Source organism: Isoptericola sp. MSGPD8_1_ISO-PGPR-S23-394 (assembly GCF_058072785.1).
On record NZ_CM176517.1, the window covers coordinates 3021155 to 3046637 of the forward strand.

Below are 25483 nucleotides of genomic sequence, written 5' to 3' on the forward strand. Positions count from 1 at the left end.
CTCACCAGATCCCCTCGAAGGTCAGGGCCACCCCGTCGCCGAGCTCGACCACGTCGCCGTCAGCGACGATCTCCTTCTGGTTCGGGTGCAGCCGCCGTGGCTCCTGTCCGGGCCGCAGCAGCATCGTGCCGTTGGTGGTGGCGAGGTCCTCGACCAGGACGTGCCACTCCTCGAGGGTGACCTCGACGTGCGAGCGGGAGATGTCGTGCTGCGGGCTGTTCACGGTCACCAGGCGGGGGATCCGGTCCGCGGACGTGGTCGACGTGCGCGGACGGCGGCCCACGACGACGTCCCGGTCCAGCTCCACCGCCTGGCCGCCCTCCACGTCGACCGTGCCACCGGTCGCGGTGCCGGCCGAGACGAGGATGCGCCCCAGCAGCGGGCGCGGCACCAGGTGCGGGTCGCCCTCGAGCGGCGTGCGGCACGTGCGGCAGTGCTCGCGCGTCGGCGGGTTCGGGTGGCCCTGCGGGCAGGTGAGCGCCAGCACGTCCTGGGCGCCCGACGGTGCCGGCACGCTGAACTGCGGGACGCCCCCGGCGGCCTCGCGCAGCGCGGCGAGCTCCCCGGACATGATGGTGTGCCCGTCGTGGTCGTCGAACCCGCCGGGCTCGTCGACCGGTTCGTCGGCGGACGGCGAACCCGCCGGGGACCCGGCACCGACGGCGGCCGCCCGCGAGGCGGCAGCGGGCGTGCCGGCGAGCGGGGACGGCGGCGGAGCTGCGGCCCCCGGCACCTCGGCGATGAGGCCGGGCGCGCCGGCCGGTGCGGGGATCTGCGGTGCGGAGCCCGACGGCGCCGCGTCCGGTTGTGCGGCGTCCGACGGCGCAGCGTCCGGTTGTGCGGGGCTCGGGGCCGCCGTGCTCGGTGGCACGGCGCCCGTCGCCGGCTCGGCGTCCGCCTCCTCGTCCTCGTCGACGGCCCGGACGGCGGCATCCTCGACCCGGCGGAACACGGTGTCGCCGAAGAGGTGCTCGTAGCCGTCGCCGTCGTCGCCGAGCACGGTGTCCTCGGAGAGGGCCTCGCCGGGCTCGGTACCGAGCTCGCCGCCCGCGCCGGCCGCCGGCTCGGCGGGCTCACCGGGTGCGGCCGGTTCAGCGGGTTCGGACGGTCCGGCGGCCCACGCGCCCACCTGCGCGGCGGGATCGGCCGCGGGTGCCGACGGCGCCTCGACGGTGCCGACGATGGTCTCCTGGCTGGGCGGGGCCCCGGTCGGCGCGACGGTCCGCTGGCCCGGTACCGGCCACGCGCCCGGGTCGGCGAAGGGCTCGGCAGCATCGGCAGCATCAGGAGCAGCCGGAGCATCGGCAGCTTCCGGCCGGCTGACTCCGGCGGCGCCCGCTCCGGCCGCGGCCCGGACCTCGCCGCGCCGCACCCCGGCCGCCCGGACCACGCCACCGACCAGGGGCCAGAACGGCGCGGCCGGGTCCGCGGCCGCGGTGCGCACGTCCACGGACGTCGCGTCGTCGACCACCCGTTCCGCCCACATCAGGACGTCCGCACCTGTCACCTCGACCTCGCCCGTCGACGTCGCGACGACGACGGACGCCGTGGTGCCCCGCACCGCGACACGGGCCGTGCGGTGCACCGGGTCCCAGGTCGCGACGGCGAACGGGGGGATGTCCGTCAGCGTGCCCGACACCTGGGCGAGCACCCCGACGACGGCCACGACACCATCCGAGGGGCCGGTGCCGGCGTGCCGGCCTCCGGTGCTCGCGTCGGGGAGCACCGCCCAGACCTGGTCGACGAGCTCGGTGCCGACCGGGTCGGGCAGCAGCACCACGGTGTCGCCGCGCACGATCGCCCGTGCGGCGCCCTCGGTGTACTCGACGGTCGTCATGCGTCCTCCTGTCCTGACGTCGAGGCGCCCCACGCCGGGGCACCGCTCGGCACCGTGTCCTCGTCGGGCTCACCCCAGGCCTCGCGGGGGCTGGTGGCCGACCGGTCGCGGGCGTCCCCGGCGCCGGTCACGTCGACGACGACCACCGTGATGTTGTCCCGTCCGCCGGCAGCGATCGCCTCGTCGACGAGCCGGCCGGCCGCCTGCTGCGGGTCGGGGTGGTCGAGCAGGACCTGGGCGATCCGTTCGTCGGTCAGCTCGACGGTGAGCCCGTCGGAGCAGACGAGGAGCCGGTCGTCGAGGACCACCGGGACGTAGCGGAAGTCGGGGTCGGGCGTGTCGTCGGCGCCGAGCGCCCGGGTGACGACGTTGCGGCGCGGGTGCCGCCGCGCCTCCTGCTCCGTGAGCAGCCCCGCGTCGACGAGCTGCTGGACCTCGGAGTGGTCGACGCTCACCTGGTCCAGCGTCCCGCCGGACATCAGGTAGGTGCGCGAGTCACCGACGTTGACGAACAGCCAGTACGGCACCTCGTCCTGGTAGGCGACGACGGCGCCGGTGAGGGTGGTCCCTGCGCCCCGGCCACCGGGGCCGGTGTCGATGCCGCGCACCCGGGCCTGCGCCGTGGCGACCAGGCCGACGACGACGTCGGGGTCGACCTGCGTGACGCCCCGCAGCGGGCTGAGCGCCTCGAGGGCCAGCGCGCTGGCGACCTCCCCGGCGTCGTGGCCGCCCATGCCGTCGGCGACGAGGAAGACCCCGTCGCCCGCGAGGTAGCAGTCCTCGTTGACCCGCCGCCGGCGGCCCTCGTGCGTCGCGGCACCCCAGCTCAGCACGAGCTCACCGGCGGTCATGCGCGGCGTCCCGGGTGGACCACGACCCGGCGGTCGCCCACGTGGATCGTCGACCCCATCGGCACCCGCACCTTGGTGCCCGGCTCCGCCACGCGGGGCGGCAGGCCCGCCGCCGAGATGACGGTGCCGTTGGTGGAGCCCCGGTCGGTGAGCCAGAGGCCCGCGGAGTCCACACCCAGGTCGGCGTGGTTCTTGGAGACCGATCGGCTCGGGTCATCGACGCGGATGAGCAGCACGTGCTCGCCGGCCCTGGCCTCCGGGTTGCGGCCGAGACGGGCGAGGCCGTCCACGCGCTGACGGGCCCCCGACTCGAGCTCGAGCTCGACGGCGGCCACTGCGGCGGGCGACAGGGCCTGGCGCTGCGCCGGCGCCTGCATCCGGGTCTCGCCGAACGACGTGTGCTCCGCGGGGAGGTCCGGCTCGGCGGGCGAAGCCTGCTCGGCAGACGGGGCCGCGGCCTCGGCCGCGGAGGTCGGGATCGGTGCCGGCGCGGGGGTCGGCAGCGCCACGGGTGCCGGCTCGGGGCTCTCGGCCACGCCGGGGACCCCGGTGATGAGGCTGTCCCCGCCGTTCGTGGGTGCGACCGGGTGGCCCGGCGTCCCGGCCGGGGCGTGGGAGGGGGCAGGGGTGCTGACGCCGGCCGGCGGCGGCACCGGACCCGCCAACGACGGCGACGGCGCCATGCCGGGCGCAGGGGCCGACGTCGGCGTCGGGTACGGCGCGGCGGCCGGGTGCGCCGCCGGAGCCGGTGTGACGGTCGGGGGTGACGGCTGCGGGGCCGACCGGGGCGCTGCCGCCCGGGGCGCTGTCGCGCGGGGCGCTGTCGCGCGGGCGTCCACGACGACGGCCTTGGCGGCCTTGTCGTGCCAGCCCTGCCGGCGGCCGCCCGCGTCCCACAGGGGGCTGAGCAGCACGACGAGCTGGCCGATGCCGAGCACCAGGGACCCGGCAGCGACCACCAGGTACCGCAGGAACGCCCGGCCCACGCCGATCGGCATCCCGCCGTCGGCACCCTGGACCCGCATGCCGAGGAGGGCATGCCCGACCGTCCGGCCGGCGCGTCCCTCCCAGACGAGCTGGAACACGCCGAAGGCGAGCAGGACGGCGAGCGCGACGACCAGGACGGTGAGGATCGGGCCGAGGATCGCGGCGAACTCCGGGTCCGCGGGCGTGTAGACGCCCGTGGGGAGGTCGACGAACGCGAGACCGACGCCGTACACCACCCCGAACAGCAGGCCGGCGCAGGCACCGTCGATCAGGTGGGCGACGAACCGCCGCCCCACGTGCGCGAACGACGGGTTCACCGGCGGCGCCGCCGGTGCCTGGCGGTAGGAGGACGGCACCTGGGTCGCGGTCAGGTGCTCCGGCTCCGTGGTCCCGGTGTGCAGCATCGAGGCCGGGTCGCCCGGGTCCCCGCCGTACGGGTGCCCGCCGTACGGATGCCCGGTCTGGCCGTACGACCCCTGGACGGCACCGCGGGGACCGTCCGGCGAGATCTCCACCGGCCGGCCCGTGCGCGGGAACTCGCGCCCGCACACCGCGCAGAACGGCGCGCCCACCCGCTGGGTCGACCCGCAGCCCGCACAGACCACGTCACTCATCGCTTCTCCTCGCTCCTGCTCCAGCGACTGCGCGCGCGGATTGAGCGCAGGGAGAGCGCCGCCCGGAGCCGGCGGCCCCGCGGCACCCCTGCACGCATCCCGCCGACGAGCTGGTCGATGTCCTGCCAGTACCCCTCGGCCTCCGCGGCGCTGGACTCGCCCGCCCCGAAGACGGTCGCGTCCGCGCGGTGGGCGACAGCGAGCGTACCGGGTGCCTGGTGCGCGGCGGCGATGAGGTCCGCGCTCTCGCGCCGCGTCGCGGAGACGGGCACGGTGCTACCGAGGTCGGTGGCGACGTCGACGACCTCGTGCCACCCGCCGCTGAAGCGTGCGGCGGGTTCCTCGGCCAGCCGCCGGCGGGCCCGCCGGCGGGCCTTGTACGCCAGGATCGCGACGACCGGGCCGACGACGAGCAGCAGCGGGATGCCGGCGGTCAGCACGATCAGCGCGAGCCGGCCCCAGTCGAAGGCCTCGTTCTCGACCTCCTCCTCCTCGTCGTCCTCGACGCTGCCGGCCTTCGCCTGGTCGGGCTCCTCCGGCGGTTCCGGGTCCTGCAGCACCGGGGGCTTGGGGACCTCCTCGGACTGCGGTTCGGGCTGGATCTGCGGCTTCTCCTCGGGGATCGCCTCGATCGGGACCCAGCCGTGCCCCTCGAACGGGATCTCGACCCAGGCCCGCACGTCGCTGCCCAGCACCGTCCACGGCTCGCCCGGCGTGTAGCCGCTGTCCTCGTCGGGCGCGAAGCCCATCACGACCCGCGCCGGGATGCCCGACTGACGTGCCATGAGCGCCAGGGCGACGGCGAACTGCTCGTCGTCGCCGACCATCTTCTCCTCCTGGACGAGCGTGTCGATCCGCTCGGCGGAGTGTCCGGGACGCGACGGTGGCTCGCCCTCGAGGCCGCTGGACAGCACGCCGGACGCGGCCAGGGCGTCGCGCAGCAGGAACAGCTTGGTGGCCGGGTCGATCTCCTCACCGGTGAACTGCGCCGTCTTGGCGGGCAGCCCGCGAGGGACGGCGGTGTCCGGCACGTCGGGCAGGTCGGCCTCCAGGACGGTGCCCTGCGCGAGCTCCTCCTCGTCGGGCGCCTCGGGCACGAGGGTGCTCAGGCGGTACGTGTCCCCCGGCTGCAGGCCGGCCGTGGTGACGGCGGTGCGGGTGGCCGAGTTGTAGTACGTCGAGTCGTCCTGCGCGGCCGCGCGCGGACCGGTCCAGGTGATGCCGGTGAGCGCGCCCACCTCGGGCACCCAGACGCAGTCGTACCCCGTGACGGTCACCTCCACCTCGCGGGGCTCCCCGGTCGCGGCGGTGGCGATGTCCGCGCCCACCCGGCTGTACACCCCCGTGTCGCCGCCTTCGCCGGACGCGTCGAAGACCACGCCGTCGTACTCGTCGAGCGTGGCGAGCCGGACCCGGCCGTCCTCGGGCAGGTTGCTGATCGTGAACAGCTCGTCGGTGCGCCGCTCCTTGGCGTACTGGCGGAACGCGACGAGCGGGCTGGCGTACCGGTGCAGGTCCAGCGGCGGCACGATGGTCTCGCGCAGCACGGTGCGGGGCTGCTCCGGCATGATCGCCGGTGCCACGAACGCCGCCGTGACCGCCGCCACGCCCAGGATGGCGGCGCCGGTGCGGACCCGGTACCAGCGCAGGCGCCGGATCGCGGCGCTGCTGGACTCGGTGGCGATCGAGTGGGTGCCGACGCGCGCGTCCATGGCCCGCACCCCGCCCCACAGCAGGCCCACCAGCGCGATGACGCCGCCCTGGACGACGGGCCACGCCTCGTCGAGCGTGCCGAGCAGGATGACCGCGACGAGCCCCGCCGTGACCGGGGCCAGCGCCCACACCGCGTGCCGGGCTCGCCAGGCGATCGTGCCGGCGACCAGGGAGACGACGAGCATCAGGGCGAAGGGCACGACCGCCAGGTCCGGGAAGGAGCTGAGCGGCGGCGCCGTCGTGATGAACTCCTTCCACCCCTCCACCGCGCCGAGCAGCAGGCTCCGCAGGGTGTCCAGCGTGGGCAGGACACCGGCGACCGTGGTGTGCGGCAGCGCCAGGAGCCCGCCGAGGAGCAGGTAGCCGAGTACCGCCAGGCCCGTCACCGTGACGGCGGACAGCCGTCGCCAGGCACCGATCCAGGCGACGCCGAGACCCACGGCGACCCCGCCGAGCGTGGGCAGCAGGTAGCCGGCGGTGCCCCAGACCGGCCCGAAGCCCACGGCGACGACCCCGAGCAGCACCAGCAGCGCCGCCAGGTCGACCAGCGCCGGCAGGGTCGTCGCCCGAGGCACCGCGTCCTGGTGACGGCGGGTCGTGCCCCGGCCGGTGCCGGTGCGGAGGTCCGCCCGCGCGCTCGTGTCCTGGGGGGCGACCCCTCCGCCCCGGGTGGTCTCGTCGTTCATGCGTCGCTCATCTTCTTCAGCGCGAGCGGCAGGTCGCCGAGCCTGCCGAGGGTGAGCACCCCGACCTCGGCGATCGTGTGCCGTGCCAGGTTGGCCTCCGGGACGCACTGGATCGCCATGACCGTCACCCCGGCGGGCAGCCGGGCGGACGCCGCCCGCAGCTCGGTCGGGGTGACCTTGCTGCCCACGACGAACGCAATCACCGACGCGCTCGCCGCGCTGGACCCGACGCCGCGGGCCAGGTCCACCAGCTTGCTGCGGGACGCGACCGGCTCGATCCGCGAGAGGTCGTCGAGGAGGCGGGTGTGGTGGTCGCCGCGGAGGCTGCCGCTGTGGACCAGCACGGTGACGCCGCGGTCCTCCTTGATCGCCTGCAGGCCGAGCGACCCGCACACCGAGACCGCGAGCTCGAACTCCTCGTCGTCCGCGTAGTCCTGCGCGCGGGTGGACAGCAGCACGGCCAGGTGCGAACGCCGGGTCTCCTCGAACTGACGCACCATGAGCGTGCCGGTGCGCGCCGTCGTCTTCCAGTGCACGTGGCGCAGGTCGTCGCCCGGAACGTACTCGCGCAGGGCGTGGAACGAGACGTCCGAGTCCGTCAGGTCGGTGGTGGCGCGACCCTCGAGGTCGCGGAGCAGACCCGTCGAGGAGCTCGCCAGGTTCTTCACGGCGGGGTGGACGTACAGCTCCTGCTCGTCGGTCCACGTCACCTCGCGGCGCAGCAGCCCGAGCGGGTCGGCCCGCACCGACTTCACCGGCCCGACCGTGATGACGCTGCGGCGCCGCGTCGGGATCCGGAAGATCTCCTCGTGCGTGCCGCCGCCGCGCAGGCGCGGGACCGGGAACGCAGCCACGCCGCGACCGACCGGCAGCTCCATGACCGACGGCAGCAGAGGACGTGCCGCGGCGTTGCGCACGTCGAGGCGGCCCACGGCCGGGTCCCCGACCGTGACCCGCGACTGGGTCAGCGTCAGGGAGACGTCGTAGCGCAGCCGGCCCAGGACGAACACGATCGCGGCGACGAGCGCCACGGTCAGCACGATCGCGGCGACCAGGACCTCGAGCCAGCCGAGCACCAGCCCGGCGACCCACGCACCCACGGCCACGACCATGACGGCGACGCCGAACGTGCTGAACGCCCGGGTCACCGGGGCGCACACGCGCACCACGGTCGCCCAGGCGTCGCGCAGGGCGGCGACGGCGCTGGTCCACCACCGCCCGGTCCGCAGTCGGGAGGCCGCGACGCGCGAGGTCGGCCGCCCGGGTGCTGAGGTCGTCATACGCCGGCGCGCTCCTGCGGTGCCGCCACGTCGGACAGGATGCGGGCCAGCACGACCTCGGCCCGGGCGCCGGTGAACTCGGCCTCCGGGTCGAGCACGAACCGGTGGGCCCACACCGGCTGGGCGAGCTGCTTGACGTCGTCGGGCAGCACGTAGTTGCGGCCGTGCGCCGCCGCCCACACCTTGCAGCAACGCACCAGCGCCAGCGCACCACGGACCGAGACGCCGATCCGCGCCTCGGGCGCGTTGCGGGTCTCCTCGGCGAGGCGGCTCACGTACTCGAGCACGGCCTGGTCCGTGTGGACGGTGGCGGCCAGGTCGGCCATGTCCGCGACCGCCTTGGTGGTGATGATCGGGTTCAGCGCCGCGCTGCGGTCGCGGGTCGCCGCGCCGGAGAGGATCTCCACCGTGGACGCGTGGTCCGGGTAGCCCACCGACGTCTTCATGAGGAACCGGTCGAGCTGAGCCTCGGGCAGCCGGTAGGTGCCCGCCTGCTCGATCGGGTTCTGCGTGGCGATCACCATGAACGGACGGCCGACCTCGTGCGCCGTGCCGTCGACAGTCACGCGCCCCTCCTCCATCACCTCGAGCAGCGCCGACTGCGTCTTGGGCGAGGCGCGGTTGATCTCGTCCGCGAGCACGATGGACGCGAAGATCGGGCCCGGCCGGAAGTCGAACGTGCCCGTCTTCTGGTCGTAGATCATCACGCCAGTGACGTCGGAGGGCAGCAGGTCCGGGGTGAACTGCACGCGGTTCTGCGTGCCCTGCACCGAGGCCGCGATGGCGCGGGCCATCGCCGTCTTGCCCGTGCCCGGGGCGTCCTCCAGCAGCAGGTGGCCCTCGGCCAGCATGCACGTCAGGGCCAGCCGCACCACGGGCGCCTTGCCCAGCACTGCCAGGCCGACGTTGCCGCTGAGGCGGTCGAACGTCTGCGCGAACCAGGCCGCCTGCTCGGGGGTCATCGTCATCTCGTGTTCCTCTTCCGTGCCATGCCTAGTTGGTCCGCCAGAACGTCTTCTCGTAGTGCTTGCCGTTGATCACGACCCACACGTTGTGCCCGGGGAACTTCGGGGCCGCGCTGCCGATGAAGCACCGCAGATCGATCGTCCCGTTCGCTGGGATGTTCTCCGTGTAGGCCGAGGTGCCGTAGAACTGATGGGCGTTGCCGTCGGCGTCGGTCCAGCAGGCGATGCTCTGCCTGCCCGTGTCCTGGAAGTCGTGCGTCGTCACCCTGAGCGTCGCGCACGTGCCGTCGTTGCACTGGTTGGGGTCGACGTAGCCGTTGCCTCGCGAGACCACGGCACGCGGGTCCGGAGGCGGGTCGGACGTCGCGGACTTGCAGTTCTGGTTCGACTGCCCCTCGCTGTCCGACGCTGTGACACACACCTTCCGCGTCTTGCTGTGGCCCACCGAGATGGTGCCGCTGCCGCTCCGCTGGGTGGACAGCGTGTCGCCACCGGAGGTGACCTTCACCGTGATCGGACGGCCGTTGGTCGAGGTGCTCCACGAGTAGGTGATCTTCTGGTTGCCCCCGGACACCGAGAGGCTCGGCTTGGGGACGGCGCCGTACGGCGTGACCGCGTTCGACTGCCCGGACCATGCCGAGCAGGTGAAGTCGTTGCAGGCCCGCACCTGGAACGTGTACGAGGTGCCGTTGCTCAGGCCGGTGTACCGGTAGCCGGTCTCGTTCCCGGCGTTCTTGGCCCCGGAACCGTTCGCGCGCACCTGGTAGTACGGACCCGGCCCGCGGAAGTCCGCCGAGGCGTTCCAGCTCACGTCCGCACGCCCGCTGGTGTTGCTGCCGAGGCTCGCCGAGACGCCGGTGGGCACCTCGGGCGTGCCGTACGGGATCACCGCGTTGGAGGCCGCGCTGGTCTCCGACGTCCCCGCCTTGTTCTCCGCCGAGACGGTGAACGTGTAGGTCGACGTGGTCGTCAGGTCCTGGAGGGTCTGCGACGTCTTTGTGCCGGGCACCTCGACCGTCCGCACCACCGACCCGTTCTCAATGACGTCCAGGTAGTACGTCTTGATGGCGTCACCGTTGGTGTTCGGCTGGTCCCAGGTCACGGTCGTCTGGCCACCCACGGCGGTGTCGACACGGGTGGCGGTCGGCGCGGCGGGCTGGAACGGCGGGCCGGCCGGGATCTCCTCGGCGGACGGCTCGGACCACTCCGAGGGGTCCGGGGCGGCGTTGACCGCCTGGACCCGCACCGTGTAGGCCGTGCCGTTCGTCAGGCCCTCCCACTCGACCGAGGTCGAGGTCAGGCACGTCTGCTGGATCCGGCCGTCGGCGGGTGCCGGGCTGATCTCCAGGTTGACGCACTCGATCGGCGACCGGTCGGTGTACGTGCGGTTCTCCCACGTGACAGTCAGCGACTCGTCGCCGAACTCCAGGGTCGGCGGCTCCGGCGGGTCCGGCTTCTCATCCGGGCGGGCCTCGTCGGACGCCGGCGACTCCTCGGACTCGCCGACGTCGTTGATCGCCGCCACGGTGAACGTGTACGTGACGTTGTTCGTCAGCCCGCCGAACGTGCACGTCGTCGTCGTGCACTCGGTCGACTCGCCGTCGTTGGTGCGCAGCGTGTAGCCCGTGATCTCCGCGCCGTTGTCGTTCGGCTGCTCCCAGCTCAGCACGACCGTCTCGGAGCGCACCTCCTCGACCACCGGGGCGCGCGGCGGCTCCGGCCGGCCGAGGACCGTCACGGTGAGCACGCCGTCGACCTGCCGGTCCGGGTCCTCCGTGGCGTCCTGCACGGTGTACCGCACCGTGAGCACGCCGTGGAAGTCGGCCCCCGGGGTGACGATCACCTCCGAGTCGTCGAAGGTCACCTCGCCCTGACCGGTCTCGCCGTAGGCGCCGACGATCGTCAGCGGGTCCTCGGGGAACGGGTTGGTGTCGTTCTCCAGCACCGGGACGCGGACCTCCTCGCCCTGGTGGGCGTCCGGCACCTCGTCCGGTGCCGTCTGCACGAGCGGTCGCGTGGAGCCGACCACCGTGAGGCTCAGGCTGCCGTCCACCGGCGAGTTCTCGCCGTCGGACACCGTGAAGGGGAGGCTCGTCACGGTGCCTTTGGGCACGGACGGGTCGACCTGCGCCGTGACGGTCCCGCCGGTCACGGAGGTCGAGACGCCGTCGGCGCCCTCGACCTCGAACGTCACGGGGTCACCGTCCGGGTCCTCGACGTAGCGAGACAGTTCGACGGCGCCCTCCTCGCCGGCCGCCACCTCGAACGCGGGCGAGCCGAGGATCTCCGGGGGCAGGTTCTCCGCCGGCACGACGTCGATCGGCAGGGTCAGCACCGCCGTCAGCCCGTCCGCGTCGTCCGGGCCGTCGCCGTCGGTCACCTCGAAGCTCACCGACGCGGCGCCGGCGTAGTCCTCGGTGGAGGTGTACACCAGGGTGTCGTGGTCCTCGACCGTCGTGGAGCCCTCGGCGGCCTGGACCGTGCTCTCCTCCGTGATGCGCGGCTCCCGCTCCTCGCGCACCACCACGTACTCCGCGAGGTCGATCGTCAGCGGCTCGCCGCTCGTGGCCTCCAGGGGCTCCAGCCCCGGCTCGAGGTACGGGCGAGACTGGTCGCCCGGCACGCGGACGAACGCCTGGGCCTCCAGCCCGTCGACGTCCGTCACCGTGTACGTGACGACGCGAGCCTGCGCGGCGAGCGTCACCGCGACCTGCCCGTCCTGCGTGACCTCGACGCCGTCGAGACCCTCCTCCACGCTCACCGTGAGATCGGCCGCGACCCCGTCCGGGTCGACGTCGTTGGCCAGCACGTCCACCGCGACCTGCGTGGCGCCCTCCACCTGGTCGGCGGAGACGACGTCGTCGGCCGCGACAGGGTGCAGCAGCGGCGCCTCGTCGTCGACCTCGAGGGTGATCGCTCCCGTGGAGCGGGCCTTGAACGAGTCCTGGACCGTGTAGTAGAAGGCGGAGGTGCCCTCCGTCTCGGGGGCGGCGAGGACGACGTCGTCGTCCACGACCTCCGGCTCGATGCCCTCGGGCATCCCGCTGAAGCCGTCGGTGACCAGGCCGATCTCGTCGCCGTCCGGGTCGGAGTCGTTCTCCAGGGCGCGCACGGCGACGGTCCGGCCCGGGCGCACGACGCTCTCGTCGTCCACCACCTGCGGCGCCTGGTTGCTCGCCGGCGGGCCGGAGACGCCGACGCGCACGGTGCCGCGCCCGACGGCGCCCCGGGTGTCCGTCACCTCGTACGTGAAGGTGTCGAAGCCGGTCGCGTCCTTGTCCGCCGTGTAGTCGATGAAGCCGTCGGTGATCACGGCGCGGCCCTGGCCCGGCGCGGAGGCGATCGAGGAGAGCACGACGGCGTCTCCGTCCGGGTCCACGCCGTCCAGCGGGAGCGCGATGCGGACCGTGCGGCCGCTGAGCACCCGCGCCTCGGTGTCGGGCACCTGGGGCGCCGCGTTCTCCTCGCCGTCCAGGATCGTCACCGTCACCTGGGCGGAGTCCTTCTGTCCGTTGCTGTCCACGACCTCGTAGACCAGGTGCGCCGTCCCGGCCTCCGACCCGGCGCGGAACCGCACCGTGTCCTCGGAGACGAACGCCTCGCCGAGCGCCGCGTCGGGCTCCTCCTGGAGCTCGTCGTTGAGCGTGATCTGCAGCCCGTCCGGGTGGCTGTCGTTGTCGAGGACCGGCACCGTCACGACGTCGCCGGTGTGGACGACTGCCTCGTCCGGCCCGGCCTCCGGCGGGCGCAGCACGTCCGGGGCAGGGATCGGGACCACGCGCACCTGCCCCGTGGTGGAGCCCGAGGCGTTCGCCACGGTGTACTCGAAGGTGATCGGCTCGTCGAGCCGCTTGGTCTCCGAGATCTTCAGGACGTGGTGGTTGAGCACGGAGACGTCGACCGGGGCGTCCTCCGGCACGTCCACGGACGGTACGACGAGCACGCCGCCCGCCGGGTCGCTGTCGTTCGCCAGCACGTCCAGCAGCGCCGTGCCGTTGGTGGGCAGCAGCACCTGGTCGGACACGGCCACGGGTGCCGCGTCCGAGTCCGGCGGGGCGATGACGTCCACCCGCACCAGCCCGATGGTCGAGTTCGGCCCGTCGCTGATCTGATAGGTGATGTCGTAGGAGCCGGGCTCCTCGCCCTGCACCGCGAACGTGCCGGCCGCGAGGTTCTTCGTGATCGTGATGTCGTCGCGCTCGGCCACGTGCACCAGGCGCAGGGTGTCGCCGTTGGGGTCGCGGTCGTTCGTCAGCGGCGACACCGTGACCGGCTGCCCGGCGAGCACGGTGACGTGGTCCTGCACGGCGATCGGCGGCACGTTGGTGGCGACCACGTCGACCAGCAGCCGCCCTTCGAAGGGGCGGCCGTGCGAGTCCGAGACGGTGACGTCGACGATCTTGCGCCCGGTGGCCGAGCCCCCGTCGCGGAACTCCACGGTGCCGTCGGGCCGGAACCGGACCTCGTCGTTCGGGTCGGTGGTGCCGGCGTGGGACAGGAAGAGGTCGTCCCCGTCGGGGTCCTGGAAGTACGGCAGGATCTTGATGGTCCCGGAGCCGTCCTGGCCGACCTGGAGCACCGGTTCGCCCGACTGCACCGGAGCCTCGTTCTCGGAGAGCGGCACCACCCGCACCTTCACCGAGGCGGTGTCGGTCCCGCCGGGGCGACCGTCGTCCACCTGGTAGGTGAAGGTCACGCTGCCCTCTGCGTCCCGCGGCACGTCGACCTGCAGCGCGGCGCCGTCCAGGACGCGGTCCACGGAGAGGTCGCCCTCCGGGTCGGACTCGACGGTCGCTGTCATGACGTCCCCGTCGGGGTCGACGTCGTTGCCCAGCACGTCGAGCACCGTGGTGCGGCCGGGCCGGACGCCGAACGAGTCGTCGGACGCGATGGGCGGACGGTTCTCCTTGTCACGCTCCGCGACGAACTGGTCGACCTGCTCCGGGATCGTCTCCTCGGACTCGGCCTCCTCGCCCTCGGCGTCCTCAGGGATGGTGAGCTCCCAGTCGTCCACCTTCTGGAAGTCCTCCGCGGCCATCCACAGCGTGCCGTTGACCATGTCGTTGAGGACGATGACGTCGCGGTTCACGCGGTAGGCGAGCGACGTGGTGTCGTCGATGCCCTCCAGGACGAGGTCCTCGTCCAGGTCGACGCCGGGGCAGTCGCGGATCACCTGCCCGGAGATCGACCACGCCCCGTACGTGCAGCCGCCGAGCTGCACGGGCCGCGCGGGCGTGCCGTTCGCCGAGCGCGTCGTCGCGGTGCCGCCGTCGAGCGGCTGGTAGATCAGGCCGCGGGAGGAGGCGAGGACGACGACGTCGGACGCCGCGGAGGGCTGCTGGAGCTGCGCCTCGGCGCCGCCGTCGATCTCGAGGGTGTCTCCCCCGGGCAGGACGAGCCGACCGGTGGAGCGGTCGAGGACGACGACCTCGCCGCCCACCGTCGTGGTCTGGACCTCGGCGTCGGTCGCGACGGGGAGCGAGTCCTCGGTCTGCTCGACCGCCGTGCCCTGCGCACCGGTCTCGATCGTGTAGAGCGCCCCGTCGGAGGGGACGGCGACGAACACGGTGCCGTCCTCGGCCACGACCGTCGACCCCCCGGCACCGGCCTCGAGGTCGGGATCGATCTCCTCCTCGTCGAACGCCGCCGTGCCGTCGAAGGGCAGGACCCAGACCCGCCCCTCCTCGACGTCGTGGACGGCCGTCGTCGAGGCGCCGGTCGTCACCTCGGAGCCCGCGGGGAACTTCATCGTGCCGAGCAGGGCGAGCTGGGCCGGGTCCACCGGGCTGGCGGTGGCGTCGCCCGCGCTCTCCAGCAGAACCCGCTGAGCGTTCTGCTGGACGTCGAAGCTGACGGAGTTGGCGAGCAGCGTGCCGTCGAGCGCCTGCGCCTCGTGGTTGAAGCGTCCGAGCGTGCCGGTGGAGGTCTGCGTGACCCACACGCCGGAGTCGTTGAGGTCGATGTCGGCCGTGGCCTCACCGTCGTACCAGAGGGCGAACCCTGCCAGGCCGGCGCCGAAGAGCGCGACGACGCCCCCGGACGCGACGGACCGGCGGTGCTCGTAGACGCGTGAGACCAGGCTCATGCGAGGGCCCTTCAGTAGTTGCCAGCACAGGTGCGGCCCGTGGCCGAGCGCGCGCAGGAGCGCGTCCTCGCGCACTGCGCGACACTTTCCGGAAGGCCCCCCTGCCGGTGCCGGCGGCCACGAGGCGCGACGACTCCGGACGGAACCTTACCGTTGCCCAGGGAGATCGGACAGGGGTATCTCATGGGCAGCACTCCCCATCCGACCCGCCCGAATTATCGTGGTATCGGCAGGTCGGAGCGCCGCGCTCCCCCACGGGGGCAGCACGATCCTCGGCGCGCCGACTACCGTGTCCACACGTCCCCCGCACCAGCCGAAGGAGCACCCGCCATGGCCGACTCGTCGTTCGACATCGTCTCCAAGGTCGACCGCCAGGAGGTCGACAACGCCCTCAACCAGGCCGCCAAGGAGATCAACCAGCGCTACGACTTCCGCGGTGTCGGTGCCTCCATCTCCTGGAGCGGGGACGCGATCGTCCTCGTCGCCAACTCCGCGGAGCGCGTCAACGCCGTCCTCGACGTCTTCCAGACGAAGCTGATCCGACGCGGCGTCTCGCTCAAGGCGATCGACACCGGGGAGGGCGAGCCACAGGCCTCCGGCAAGGAGTACCGCCTGCCCGCCACCCTCAAGGAGGGTCTGAGCAGCGAGGACGCCAAGAAGATCACCAAGCTGATCCGCGACGAGGGCCCGAAGGGCGTCAAGACCCAGATCACCGGCGACGAGGTACGTGTCAGCTCCAAGAAGCGGGACGACCTGCAGGCCGTCATCGCCCTGCTCAAGGGCGCGGACCTCGACGTGGCGCTGCAGTTCGTCAACTACCGGTAGTCGGGGGAGGACTACGCTCACGTCATGGCCGCCGGCTCCCACCGCATCGCGGTCTACGACCACGACCCCCCACCGCACATGGTCGAGGAGTTCCGTGCCGCCGGCTCCATCGCGTGGGACACCGAGACCAGTGGGCTCGACGCGATCGAGGACTCACTCCGTCTTTGTCAGCTTGCCGCTCGGGGAGCAGAGACGGCGCTGGTGCGGATCGACAATGAGTGTCCGTCCGGTCTGGCATCCTTGCTGTCCGACCCTACGGTTTGCAAAGTGCTGCACCACGCGCCATTCGATCTCTCCTTCATGCGCGCCGCCTGGGGCGTAGACGCCGTCAACGTCCGGTGCACCAAGATCGCGTCCAAGCTGCTGGATCCGCACGACACTTCTGTGCACAGTCTGTCCTCGCTCGTGAAATCACGCCTGGGAGTCAGCCTCGGCAAGGGTGCTGTCCGCACCGGTGACTGGGGAGCTGAGCAGCTCTCACACGAGCAGGTCGCCTACGCGGCGGGCGACGTCGCACACCTCCTCGATCTTCTCGACGTTCTCATGAGGGAGCTGGCCGAGGCGGGCCTGCGCGACCTCTACGACGCGTGCTGCGCGTTCCTGCCTTTCCGCACTGCGGTTGCGCAGCGTGGGATCGATGACGTCTACGCCTACTGAGCCGGTCCGTCAGTGATCTCCCGCCACGCGGGACCGGTGAAGAACGTGAATCCGTCAGCACCTTCGGCCCGTAGCTCGGCCAGCACCCGAAGGTGCGGCGGCGCGTCGGGACCGTTGACCTGAACGACTCGGGCGGAGACGTCGGCGGCAACGCGGCGCAGTGCGTGCAGGTCGTCGACAAGAAGATCCGGTATCCAGCCGATCGGCTGATCCTCGCCGTGGACGACGATCAACGCCCGAGGGTTGACGTCGTTCTCGGGCTCCGGGACGACTCGAAGTGCTGTGCCGGGCGTCAGGTGCGACAGCGTCGCCTCATGCTCCTCGAGGCTGATCTGTCGAGGTTCTCCCTCGACGAAGACCGGGTGCTGCGGCACGTGCCGCACGCCGTGGACGAGGAACCGGCATCGGACGGAACCATCGACGACGCGGGGCACGGGGAAGAGCTGCAGGCGGTCGACAGCGCGGCGCCCGTACGAGCGGGCAAGCTGCTCCCACGGTTCGGCATCCTCTGGACCGAGACCGAGCTCGTGCAGATAGCGCCGATAGTCGCTCCTGCGTGGACTCATCACGCGCTGCGCGAAGAGGTGGAACAGCTCGCGCTGCCGGTAGCGGGTGGTGAGATCCGGGAAACCGACGAGCGGGCGAAAGCCGACGATGTCGCGAACCGCCTCGAGGTAGGCGAAGGCATACCCGTGGGCGTCTTGGGACAGGACGCCGACAGGTCGGATGGTCCCCGTGCTCGGTTGCTGCCAGGCGACGATCATCCGGCGCTCCGTCGACACGGCGTCGCCGGGCACGAACGGGGAGTCAAGTGTCGCCGCGGCACCCATCTCTGATCCTCCTCGCGTTCGTCTCCAACAGCCGGATCGTGAATCTACGCGTACCCTCCGACATCCCGGGAACACTTGTCACCACCGTACGCGCCGCCTCGACGGGAAGTGCGCCTGCCACGACGTTCCAGTGCTCGGTGCCCTGGGGAGAGCACCTTCGCAATGCCTCGGCCGCCAGAGCGACCAGCGTCGGCACGGCGTCCTTCCCTGTGTTCTCGAACGACGTCGCACGACCTCTCTCGGCGAACCGCTGCATGCGTCCCGCGTCGTCAGCGAGCGAACGCCGCTGACTTGCATCGACGCTCGATCCCAGGGCGCTGCCGTGGTCGTAGGTAGGACTGAGCGCGCGCTTCGCGTCGAGGTCCACGAGCGGCTCAAGCACGGCCCAGTTCTGGTCGTGACGGTCCGCGTTCCCGATCCATGCGTCGAAGAGCAGGTAGCCAGCGAACACGTCGAAGGCGGTCAGACCTGCCGCGCACCCTTCGGGCGGTACGACGTCACGCAGCGCGCACTCGATGCCGGGCAGCGAGTGACCGGGTCGGAGCTTCTTCTCCTTCGGGCCGAGAGACGCCGACGGAGCGAACCCCTCGGCGCCGATGTCGAGCAGCTGGTCTGCTCCGTCCCGCAGACTGAACAGGTCGTCGCCGCCAGGTCGGACATCGCGCGAGATCACACCCTCCTCGCCGTTGCGGGTCGCGAGCTCGGCAGTGGCATGAGGGAGGTCCAGGAGCCCAGCGATCTCGGCAGCGACCTTCTCGGCGACGTCGAGATCTCGCCGTTCGCCGTTCTTCCAGTAGCGCACAGGCTTGAACAACCAGTAGCGCTCGTCCTTGCTCTGCAACCAGAGCTTCGCTTCGGCCCCGACCTGTTCCTCGCTCACGACGGGCCACGAGGACACGTCGACGCGTCGATACGGAGCGGGGCCAGCCACACGGGCACGCTACGCGCACCCGTCCCGGATGTCCCCCGTGACCACCGGCGCGTTGCCAGACGCTGAGCGCGGCGGATCCTCGCAGGTCGGTGTCACCGTCGGCCTGGCCACTGGTCGCGCCACCGAGGGCGCGGGGCGAGTCGGACGTTCGGGCTAGGGTCGGCACATGACCGGCGCCAGCACCCCCCGCCTCGTCGCCACGGACCTGGACGGCACGCTGCTCGGCCCCGACGGCACGGTGTCCGAGCGCACCCGCGCGACGCTGCGGGCCGTCGAGGAGTCCGGGATCGAGATCGTGTTCGTCACCGCCCGCCCGCCGCGCTGGCTGCCCGGCCTGGCCCACTGCGTGGGCGGTCACGGCCGCGTGGTCTGCCTCGGCGGCGCCGCCGTGTGGGATCTCGCGACCGGCGCGGCGCTCGAGGTCGACGGTTTCGCCGACCAGGACCTGCGCGGGCTGGTCGCGGACCTGCGCGCGGCGGTCCCGGACGTCGCCCTCGCGTTCGAGCGGACCGAGGGCCCGGCGTTCGACCCGTGGTTCCCGCGCGACGAGAAGGGCCTGCCGGAGACGGTCCGCGCCGTCCCGGTGGAGGAGACGCTGCCCGACGGCGGTACCCCGGCCACGCTCGGCACCCCGGTCGGCAAGCTGCTCGCGGTGCGACCGCGGGTGGCGGGCTCGACCCGCCCCGGCGACGTGCAGCAGGGCGGTGACGTGCAGCAGGGCGGCTCGGCCCGCGACGACGCCCAGGAGGCCTTCTTCGCCGCGGTGCGTTCCGCCGTCGGGGACCGTGCGCACCTGGCCTTCTCGGGCGCCGCCGGGCTGGCCGAGCTGCTCGCGCCGCACGTCACGAAGGACGCCGCGCTCGCCCGGTGGTGCGCCCGCCGGGGCGTGGCGGCCGCCGACGTCTGGGCGTTCGGCGACATGCCGAACGACGTGCCGATGCTGCGGTGGGCCGGCCGGGGCCACGCCGTCGCCAACGCCCACCCGGACGTGCTCGCGGAGGCGGACGCCGTCGTCGGGCACCACGCCGACGACGGCGTCGCCGAGGCGCTCGAGGCGTTGCTGACGCGCGCCTGAGTCAGCCGGGCGGGGCGTGCCCCCGTGTCGAGCCGCTCGTCGCGCCGACGCCGTCGTCGGACCGCAACCGCGAGACCTCCTCGCGCAGCGCGCGGACCTCGGCGACGAGGCCCTCGACATCCCCACGGCGGGCCCACAGGTCGTCGGTGCTGTCCCGGCGCTCGGCGCGCTGCTCGTCGCTGCGCTCCTCGACGTTCTGCACCAGCCAGGACGACAGCGTCGCCGTCACCACGCCGAGCACGGCGATGCCGCCCAGCATCATGCCGACCGCCACGAACCGGCCGGTGATCGTCACCGGGTAGGTGTCGCCGTACCCGACGGTCGCCATCGTCACCAGCGCCCACCAGAACCCGTCCCCGACGTTCTGGATGGTGCTGTCGGCGGCGCCGCGCTCGGCGTCGGTGACGGCCAGCGACCCGGCGAGCACCAGGAGCGCGGACCCGGCCACGGCGTAGAGCACGACGCGCCCGCGCATCGCCGTGGCACCGGCGCGGTTGAGCCGCCTGATCGCCTTGACGAGCAGCAGCAGCCGCAGGGGTCGCAGCAGCGGCACGGCGACGATGGCCAGGTCAAGCAGGTTCCCGCGCACGAACCGCCAGCGCTGCTGGGACAGCAGCAGCCGGGCGACGTAGTCGACGACGAACACGAGCCAGGACCCGAAGACCACCGCCGCGCACACCGACTGCACGGTGGCGGACGCCTGCGGCCACACGATGGGGACGGCGTACGCGACGAGGAAGACGCCCGCGACCGCGATCAGCGGCCACTCCATGCGGCGTTCCCAGTCGGCGACGCGGGGATCCTCGGCGAGGGGCGGTGACGGAGGGCGGGACGGCGGGGTGTGGTCGGTCATCGCGCCTCAGGGTAGCGAAGCCCGGACGCCGGTCGGGCCGACCTCGGAGCTCAGTACCGGGTGATGCCGCCCGGGCCGAACCCGGTGCCGCCGGCCATCTTCTCGAGGCGGGAGATGCGCTCGGCCATCGGCGGGTGGGTGGCGAACATCTTGGCCAGGCCCCCGCCACGGAACGGGTTGGCGAGCATGAGGTGCGAGACGTTCTCGAGGTCGCGGGTCTGCGGCAGCGGCGCCGCGGCGGTGCCCTGCTCGAGCTTGCGCAGTGCCGAGGCGAGGGCCAGCGGGTCACCGGTGAGCTTGGCACCGTCCTCGTCGGCGTCGTACTCCCTCGTGCGGGAGATCGCCATCTGGATGAGCATCGCGGCGAACGGGGCGAGGATGGCGAGCGCGAGCGCGGCCAGCGGGTTGCCGCCCTCGCGGCGGTCGCCGCCACCGAAGATCAGCAGGAACTGGGCGAGCGACGTGATGACGCCGGCCAGGGCCGAGGCCACGGACGACGTGAGGATGTCCCGGTTGTAGACGTGCATGAGCTCGTGGCCCAGGACGCCGCGCAGCTCGCGCTCGTCCAGGATGCGCAGGATGCCCTCGGTGCAGCACACCGCGGCGTTCTTCGGGTTGCGGCCGGTGGCGAAGGCGTTCGGCGCCTGGGTCGGCGAGATGTACAGCCGGGGCATGGGCTGGCGGGCGACCGTCGACAGCTCGCGCACGATCCGGTACATCTCCGGCGCCTCGAGCTCGGTGACCGGGTAGGCGTGCATCGCCTTGATGGCGATCTTGTCCGAGTTCCAGTACCCGACGAACGTGCCGATGAGGCCGAGAGCGGTGAACAGGAAGAGCATCCCCTGGCTGCCGCGGAAGAACACCGCCCACAGACCCAGGAGCACCACCCACAGCACCCCGAACAGCAGCACGGTCTTGAGACCGTTGAAGTGCCGATGACCCACGTGCGTTCTCCTTCCAGGCGACACCCGTGCAACGCACGAGGCCCGACGGCGGTTCCCACCGCCGTCGGGCCTCGTGCGTGGGTCAGGTCAGGAGCGACCCTTCGCGATGTCGATCATCTCCTCGCGGGGGACGACCTTGATGCGCTCGCGCCCGTGCGGCTCGCCCAGCGACAGCTCGTGCGCGTCGAGGACTGAGAACTCGTCCCACGTGACCACGTCGACGCCGCGCTCGGCGAGGAAGTCGATGATCTGCTGCGGCTCGCCGTGCGGTGCCGTCCGACCGTCGTCGGCGACGTCCTCCACCAGGTGACGCACCGTCTCCGAGGCGTCCGACTTGGTGTGCCCGATCAGACCGACCGGGCCGCGCTTGATCCACCCGGTGGTGTAGACGCCGGGCAGGTGCTCGCCGTCGAGGTCGACGACGCGGCCCTCCCGGTTGGAGATGACGCCCTTGAGGTCGTCGAAGGGGATCTCCGGCAGCGGGGAGCCGAAGTAGCCGACCGCGCGGTAGACGGCCTGGACGGGCCAGTCGTGGAACTCGCCCGTGCCCTTGACCGTGCCGTCGCCCTGCAGGGCGGTGCGCTCGGTGCGCAGGCCGACGACCTTCCCGTCCTCGCCCAGCACCTCGGCCGGCGCCTGCAGGAAGTGCAGGTGGATGCGCCGCGACGCCGTCTGCTGCGACGGCTCGACGAGCGTCCAGTCCGTGAGGGTCTTGACGACCTGCTTGGTCTGGTTGGTCGCCTCGATGGCGGCCATCGAGCCCTCGTCGAAGTCGTAGTCCTCCGGGTAGACGACGATGTCGACGTCGGGCACGTGCCCGAGCTCGCGCAGCTCCAGCGGGGAGAACTTCACCTGCGCGGGGCCGCGACGGGCGAACACGTGCACGTCGGTGACCGGCGACGCCTCGAGACCGGCCTGCACGTTGGCCGGGATCTCCGTGGACAGCAGGTCCTTCGGGTGCTTGGCCAGGATGCGCGCGACGTCGAGGGCGACGTTCCCGGCCCCGAGCACGGCGACCTCCTGGGCCTCCAGCGGCCAGGTGCGCGGCACGTCGGGGTGCCCGTCGAACCACGACACGAAGTCCGCGGCGCCGTAGGAGCCGTCGAGGTCGATGCCGGGGATCGTCAGGTCGGCGTCCCGGATGGCACCCGTCGAGAAGATCACCGCGTCGTAGTACTGACGCAGGTCCTCGAGCTTGAGGTCGACGCCGTAGTTGACGTTCGCCAGCAGCCGCACGTCACCCTTGCTCAGCACCTTGTGCAGGGCGCCGATGATGCCCTTGATGCGCGGGTGGTCGGGGGCGACCCCGTAACGCACGAGACCGAACGGGGCGGGCAGACGCTCGAAGAGGTCGATGCTGACGTCGAGGTCCGTCTTGGACAGGATGTCCGCGGCGTAGATGCCCGCGGGTCCTGCACCGACGATCGCGACGCGCAGGGGTCGGGAGCTGCTCACTGCGAGGTACGCCTTCCGGATCGGGGCTTGCGTGGGTTTCGATTCTACGAGGAACTCCAGGCACCGAGGTGAGGGTTACCTCACGTCCGGTGCTGGCACGACGCCAGGTTCTCACATTCGTCCCGAGAGGTGAACAGGTCGTCTCACATGGCGAGCAGTTCCTGACCACTCACCGTGCGAGCCGTTCCACCACCGCACCGAAGACCCCCGGCAGGTGCGCCGCCGTCGGCACCACGCCGCGCCGGACCCGCGACGTCGCGGCGGCGACCAGCCCGCCCGTCAGCAGGCGGTAGTCCCGCGTGACCTGCCGCCACGCCCGCTCGTACGACGCGGCGTCGTCGAGGTGCACGACGGCGGCCCGCGCCTGCGCGAACCCGACCCGCAGACCCTCGCCCGTCAAGGCGTCCACGTACCCGGAGGCGTCGCCGACCAGCCGTACCTGACCCCGCGCGCGGGCCGACGACCGCACCCGCAACGGCCCGGCCCCGCGCACCGGCCCGGCCGGCCCGGCGCCCGCCAGCCGGTCCCCGAGCTCGGGGAGCGTCGCGAGCTCGTCGTCGAACACCATGCCGGGCGGCCCGAGGAGGGCCACCCCCACGAGATCCGGCGCCACCGGGGTCACGTACGCCTCGACGCGGGGGCCCCAGTGCACCTCCACCCGATCCGACCACGCGGCCACCCGGTAGTGCCGCCGCAGGCCGAAGCGCCGGCCGCCGGACGGCCAGGGCCTCGACGCCCGGCGCCCCGGCGCCACCTCGAGCCCCACCTCCCGGCGCACGCGCGAGTGCAGCCCGTCGCACGCCAGCAGCCAGCGGGCCCGCACGCCCCCCGCCGTGACGCCGTCGTCGTCGTGCCCCACCGTGCCGACGCGGCCGGGCACGACGGCAGCGCCCGCCGCGAGCGCCGCCTCGTGCAGCGCGGTGTGCAGCACCGTGCGCCGCACCCCGCGGCCGGGGCCGTCGCGGAACCGGTGGTCGGCGACCGTGCCGTCCTGCCGGTAGGAGATCCCCCGCAGGTCCCAGCCCGCCGGGTCGACCCCGAGGCGTCGCACGGCGGCGAGCGTTCCGGGCAGCAGACCCTCGCCGCACGCCTTGTCGACGGGGACGCCGCGCGGTTCGAGGACGACGACGTCGAACCCGGCCCGGCGCGCTTCGACCGCCGCGGCGAGCCCGACCGGCCCGCCCCCGACCACCAGGACGTCGGTGTCGGCGCTCACCGACGCCCGGGGTCCGGCCCCGGTCCCAGCGCCCCGCGCAGCGCGCGCTCCTCCGCCGGGATCCGGAAGCCGAGCAGCAACCAGGCGTTCAGCACGGTGAACGCGACGGCGGTGATCCACGCCGAGTGCACGAGCGGCAGCGCGATGCCCTCCAGCGCGACGGCGACGTAGTTGGGGTGCGGGATCCACCGGTACGGCCCGCGCCGGACCATCGACAGTCCGGGCACGACGATCACGCGGGTGTTCCACTGCGGCCCGAGCGTGGCGATGCACCACCACCGCAGACCCTGGCTCGCGACCACGAGGGCCAGCATCGGCCAGCCCAGCCACGGCAGGAAGGGCCGGTCCAGCGCGACGACCTCCACCACGCAGGCCACCAGCAGGCCGGTGTGCAGAGCGACCATCGGACCGAAGTGCCCCCGCCCGGACTCCACGCCGCCGCGCTCGAACGACCAGCGGGCGTGCCGCGCGGAGACGACGAGCTCCGCCAGCCGTTCGAAGCCGGTCGCCACGACGAGGGCGACGTACAGCGCGACGCTCATGAGCCCACCGCCCCCCGGTCGCCGCGCAGCAGCACGAGCTCCGCGGCGACACCCGGCCCGAACGCCATGAGCACGGCCCACTCCCCAGGTCTCGGCTCGCCGTCGGCCAGCGTCGCCGCCAGCACGTGCAGCACCGACGACGACGACAGGTTGCCCTCGGCCGCGAGCGTGGCCCGCGTGCGTGCCACGGCAGCCTCGGGCAGGTCGAGCGCGTCGCGCACCGCGTCCACCACCTTGGGGCCGCCGGCGTGCACCACCCACGTGCCGACGTCGTCCGCCGTCAGCCCGTGGGGCGCCAGGAGGTCCTTCACGTCCCCCGCCAGGTGCGCGCCGAGCAGCCGGGGCAGCTCGGGCGACAGCACGATGCCGAACCCGGTGTCCCGCACGTCCCAACCCAGCGCGTCCCCCGTGCCCGGGTACAGGTGGCTGCGGGCGCCGACCACGTGGGGGGTCCGCCTCCGCGCTGTTGCCGGGCCCGGGTCGCGGACGGCGCGGGCCCGGTCACCGCCCACGACGACGGCGCTCGCTCCGTCGCCGAACAGCCCCGACGACACGAGGTTGGCCGTCGAGGTGTCGTCGCGCTGGAACGTCAAGGAGCACAGCTCCACCGAGACGAGCAGGGCGACCTGGCGCGGACGGCCGACGAGGTACTCGTGCAGGTGCGCCAGCCCGGCCGCGCCCCCGGCGCAGCCGAGCCCGAAGGACGGCAGGCGCCGCACGTCGGGACGCAGGCCGAGACGGTGCACCAGGGTGGCGTCCAGCGACGGGGCGGCGATGCCCGTCACCGACGTGAAGAGCACCAGGTCGACCTCCGCGGGCGCCGTACCCGCGTCCGCGAGCGCCGCCCGGCACGCCTGCTCCGCCAGGCCGGTGCCGACGCGCACGAAGTGGCCGTTCGCGTCGCCGAACGACGTCAGGCCCGCGTACTCGTCGATCGGCAGCGCCAGGTGACGGGTGTCGACCCCCGAGGCGGCGTGCACCCGGTGGGCCAGCCGACGACGCGGGCCCTCGGGCGCGAGCAGCGGCACGATGGCGTCCGAGATCTGCTGCTGCGGGTAGACGTCCGGGGGTAGTGCGGGGGCGACGGCCAGCACACGGGGCATGCTGGCATCGTGGCACCTCAGCGGCCACGACGCG

Annotated in this window: 18 protein-coding genes; 3 read left to right on the plus strand and 15 right to left on the minus strand. The window is 73.0% G+C overall.

The features are described 5' to 3' along the window. Window position 1: 1 nt before the first annotated feature. Genes AC3RJ8_RS13905 through AC3RJ8_RS13935 form a run of 7 tightly spaced genes read right to left on the minus strand, consistent with a single transcriptional unit; the run spans window position 2 to window position 15018 of the window. Window positions 2-1837: an FHA domain-containing protein gene (locus AC3RJ8_RS13905; protein WP_489713160.1), complete on the minus strand. Its 1836-nt coding sequence runs from the start codon at window positions 1835-1837 to the stop codon at window positions 2-4. Continuing rightward, entirely contained in the window at window positions 1834-2688 is an 855-nt protein-coding gene (locus AC3RJ8_RS13910; protein WP_489713161.1) for a PP2C family protein-serine/threonine phosphatase, read from the minus strand. Before AC3RJ8_RS13910 ends, AC3RJ8_RS13905 begins: the two co-directional genes overlap by 4 nt. After that, window positions 2685-4289 (minus strand): RDD family protein, encoded by a 1605-nt coding sequence (locus tag AC3RJ8_RS13915; protein WP_489713162.1) that lies wholly within the window; start codon window positions 4287-4289, stop codon window positions 2685-2687. Before AC3RJ8_RS13915 ends, AC3RJ8_RS13910 begins: the two co-directional genes overlap by 4 nt. Beyond that, a complete protein-coding gene (locus AC3RJ8_RS13920) occupies window positions 4286-6688 on the minus strand; it encodes a transglutaminase TgpA family protein (protein ID WP_489713163.1) in 2403 nt (800 codons plus the stop codon). Before AC3RJ8_RS13920 ends, AC3RJ8_RS13915 begins: the two co-directional genes overlap by 4 nt. Next, on the minus strand, window positions 6685-7968 hold the full coding sequence (locus AC3RJ8_RS13925) for a DUF58 domain-containing protein (RefSeq protein ID WP_489713164.1): 1284 nt from the start codon (window positions 7966-7968) through the stop codon (window positions 6685-6687). The genes AC3RJ8_RS13920 and AC3RJ8_RS13925 overlap by 4 nt, the downstream gene beginning before the upstream one ends. Then, window positions 7965-8936: an AAA family ATPase gene (locus AC3RJ8_RS13930; protein ID WP_489713165.1), complete on the minus strand. Its 972-nt coding sequence runs from the start codon at window positions 8934-8936 to the stop codon at window positions 7965-7967. Before AC3RJ8_RS13930 ends, AC3RJ8_RS13925 begins: the two co-directional genes overlap by 4 nt. A 25-nt stretch (window positions 8937-8961) precedes the next feature. Next, window positions 8962-15018 carry an Ig-like domain-containing protein gene (locus AC3RJ8_RS13935; protein ID WP_489713166.1) on the minus strand — a complete coding sequence of 2019 codons (6057 nt, stop codon included), beginning with the start codon at window positions 15016-15018 and terminating at the stop codon, window positions 8962-8964. Between the two features lie 330 nt (window positions 15019-15348). Between AC3RJ8_RS13935 and AC3RJ8_RS13940 the strand changes: the two genes are divergently transcribed. Together AC3RJ8_RS13940 and AC3RJ8_RS13945 are read left to right on the plus strand one after the other, a co-directional pair. Next, the gene (locus AC3RJ8_RS13940; RefSeq protein ID WP_171782394.1) at window positions 15349-15843 is read left to right on the plus strand and encodes a YajQ family cyclic di-GMP-binding protein; all 495 of its coding nucleotides are present in this window, start codon (window positions 15349-15351) and stop codon (window positions 15841-15843) included. Between the two features lie 24 nt (window positions 15844-15867). Then, a complete protein-coding gene (locus AC3RJ8_RS13945; protein ID WP_489713167.1) occupies window positions 15868-16500 on the plus strand; it encodes a ribonuclease D in 633 nt (210 codons plus the stop codon). Here AC3RJ8_RS13945 and AC3RJ8_RS13950 read toward each other — a convergent pair. Both AC3RJ8_RS13950 and AC3RJ8_RS13955 read right to left on the minus strand, forming a co-directional pair. Further along, window positions 16494-17264 carry a hypothetical protein gene (locus AC3RJ8_RS13950; RefSeq protein ID WP_489713168.1) on the minus strand — a complete coding sequence of 257 codons (771 nt, stop codon included), beginning with the start codon at window positions 17262-17264 and terminating at the stop codon, window positions 16494-16496. The two genes, AC3RJ8_RS13945 and AC3RJ8_RS13950, sit on opposite strands and share 7 nt — an antisense overlap. A 43-nt stretch (window positions 17265-17307) precedes the next feature. After that, on the minus strand, window positions 17308-18210 hold the full coding sequence (locus tag AC3RJ8_RS13955; protein ID WP_489713169.1) for a HipA domain-containing protein: 903 nt from the start codon (window positions 18208-18210) through the stop codon (window positions 17308-17310). Between the two features lie 217 nt (window positions 18211-18427). Between AC3RJ8_RS13955 and AC3RJ8_RS13960 the strand changes: the two genes are divergently transcribed. Next, window positions 18428-19336 carry an HAD family hydrolase gene (locus tag AC3RJ8_RS13960; RefSeq protein WP_489713170.1) on the plus strand — a complete coding sequence of 303 codons (909 nt, stop codon included), beginning with the start codon at window positions 18428-18430 and terminating at the stop codon, window positions 19334-19336. A gap of 1 nt (window position 19337) precedes the next feature. Here the strand turns inward: AC3RJ8_RS13960 and AC3RJ8_RS13965 are convergent, their stop codons facing one another. The 6 genes from AC3RJ8_RS13965 to AC3RJ8_RS13990 form a co-directional block, all read right to left on the minus strand. Beyond that, window positions 19338-20189: a potassium channel family protein gene (locus AC3RJ8_RS13965; protein ID WP_489713171.1), complete on the minus strand. Its 852-nt coding sequence runs from the start codon at window positions 20187-20189 to the stop codon at window positions 19338-19340. 50 nt (window positions 20190-20239) lie between these two features. Further along, a complete protein-coding gene (htpX, locus tag AC3RJ8_RS13970; protein WP_489713172.1) occupies window positions 20240-21133 on the minus strand; it encodes a zinc metalloprotease HtpX in 894 nt (297 codons plus the stop codon). An 87-nt stretch (window positions 21134-21220) separates the two neighbouring features. After that, on the minus strand, window positions 21221-22588 hold the full coding sequence (locus AC3RJ8_RS13975) for an FAD-dependent oxidoreductase (protein ID WP_489713173.1): 1368 nt from the start codon (window positions 22586-22588) through the stop codon (window positions 21221-21223). A gap of 169 nt (window positions 22589-22757) precedes the next feature. After that, the gene (locus AC3RJ8_RS13980; protein ID WP_489713174.1) at window positions 22758-23804 is read right to left on the minus strand and encodes an NAD(P)/FAD-dependent oxidoreductase; all 1047 of its coding nucleotides are present in this window, start codon (window positions 23802-23804) and stop codon (window positions 22758-22760) included. Continuing rightward, entirely contained in the window at window positions 23801-24346 is a 546-nt protein-coding gene (locus AC3RJ8_RS13985) for an isoprenylcysteine carboxyl methyltransferase family protein (protein WP_489713175.1), read from the minus strand. Before AC3RJ8_RS13985 ends, AC3RJ8_RS13980 begins: the two co-directional genes overlap by 4 nt. Next, on the minus strand, window positions 24343-25449 hold the full coding sequence (locus AC3RJ8_RS13990) for a type III polyketide synthase (RefSeq protein ID WP_489713176.1): 1107 nt from the start codon (window positions 25447-25449) through the stop codon (window positions 24343-24345). The genes AC3RJ8_RS13985 and AC3RJ8_RS13990 overlap by 4 nt, the downstream gene beginning before the upstream one ends. Between the last annotated feature and the right edge of the window lie 34 nt (window positions 25450-25483).

Excerpts from the sequence above, each read along its gene's own strand:
- AC3RJ8_RS13905 (WP_489713160.1), bottom strand. The coding sequence starts at position 1,837 with ATGACGACCGTCGAGTACACCGAGGGCGCCGCACGGGCGATCGTGCGC.
- AC3RJ8_RS13910 (WP_489713161.1), bottom strand. The coding sequence starts at position 2,688 with ATGACCGCCGGTGAGCTCGTGCTGAGCTGGGGTGCCGCGACGCACGAG.
- AC3RJ8_RS13915 (WP_489713162.1), bottom strand. The coding sequence starts at position 4,289 with ATGAGTGACGTGGTCTGTGCGGGCTGCGGGTCGACCCAGCGGGTGGGC.
- AC3RJ8_RS13920 (WP_489713163.1), bottom strand. The coding sequence starts at position 6,688 with ATGAACGACGAGACCACCCGGGGCGGAGGGGTCGCCCCCCAGGACACG.
- AC3RJ8_RS13925 (WP_489713164.1), bottom strand. The coding sequence starts at position 7,968 with ATGACGACCTCAGCACCCGGGCGGCCGACCTCGCGCGTCGCGGCCTCC.
- AC3RJ8_RS13930 (WP_489713165.1), bottom strand. The coding sequence starts at position 8,936 with ATGACGATGACCCCCGAGCAGGCGGCCTGGTTCGCGCAGACGTTCGAC.
- AC3RJ8_RS13935 (WP_489713166.1), bottom strand. The coding sequence starts at position 15,018 with ATGAGCCTGGTCTCACGCGTCTACGAGCACCGCCGGTCCGTCGCGTCC.
- AC3RJ8_RS13940 (WP_171782394.1), top strand. The coding sequence starts at position 15,349 with ATGGCCGACTCGTCGTTCGACATCGTCTCCAAGGTCGACCGCCAGGAG.
- AC3RJ8_RS13945 (WP_489713167.1), top strand. The coding sequence starts at position 15,868 with ATGGCCGCCGGCTCCCACCGCATCGCGGTCTACGACCACGACCCCCCA.
- AC3RJ8_RS13950 (WP_489713168.1), bottom strand. The coding sequence starts at position 17,264 with ATGATCGTCGCCTGGCAGCAACCGAGCACGGGGACCATCCGACCTGTC.
- AC3RJ8_RS13960 (WP_489713170.1), top strand. The coding sequence starts at position 18,428 with ATGACCGGCGCCAGCACCCCCCGCCTCGTCGCCACGGACCTGGACGGC.
- AC3RJ8_RS13965 (WP_489713171.1), bottom strand. The coding sequence starts at position 20,189 with ATGACCGACCACACCCCGCCGTCCCGCCCTCCGTCACCGCCCCTCGCC.
- AC3RJ8_RS13985 (WP_489713175.1), bottom strand. The coding sequence starts at position 24,346 with ATGAGCGTCGCGCTGTACGTCGCCCTCGTCGTGGCGACCGGCTTCGAA.
- AC3RJ8_RS13990 (WP_489713176.1), bottom strand. The coding sequence starts at position 25,449 with ATGCCCCGTGTGCTGGCCGTCGCCCCCGCACTACCCCCGGACGTCTAC.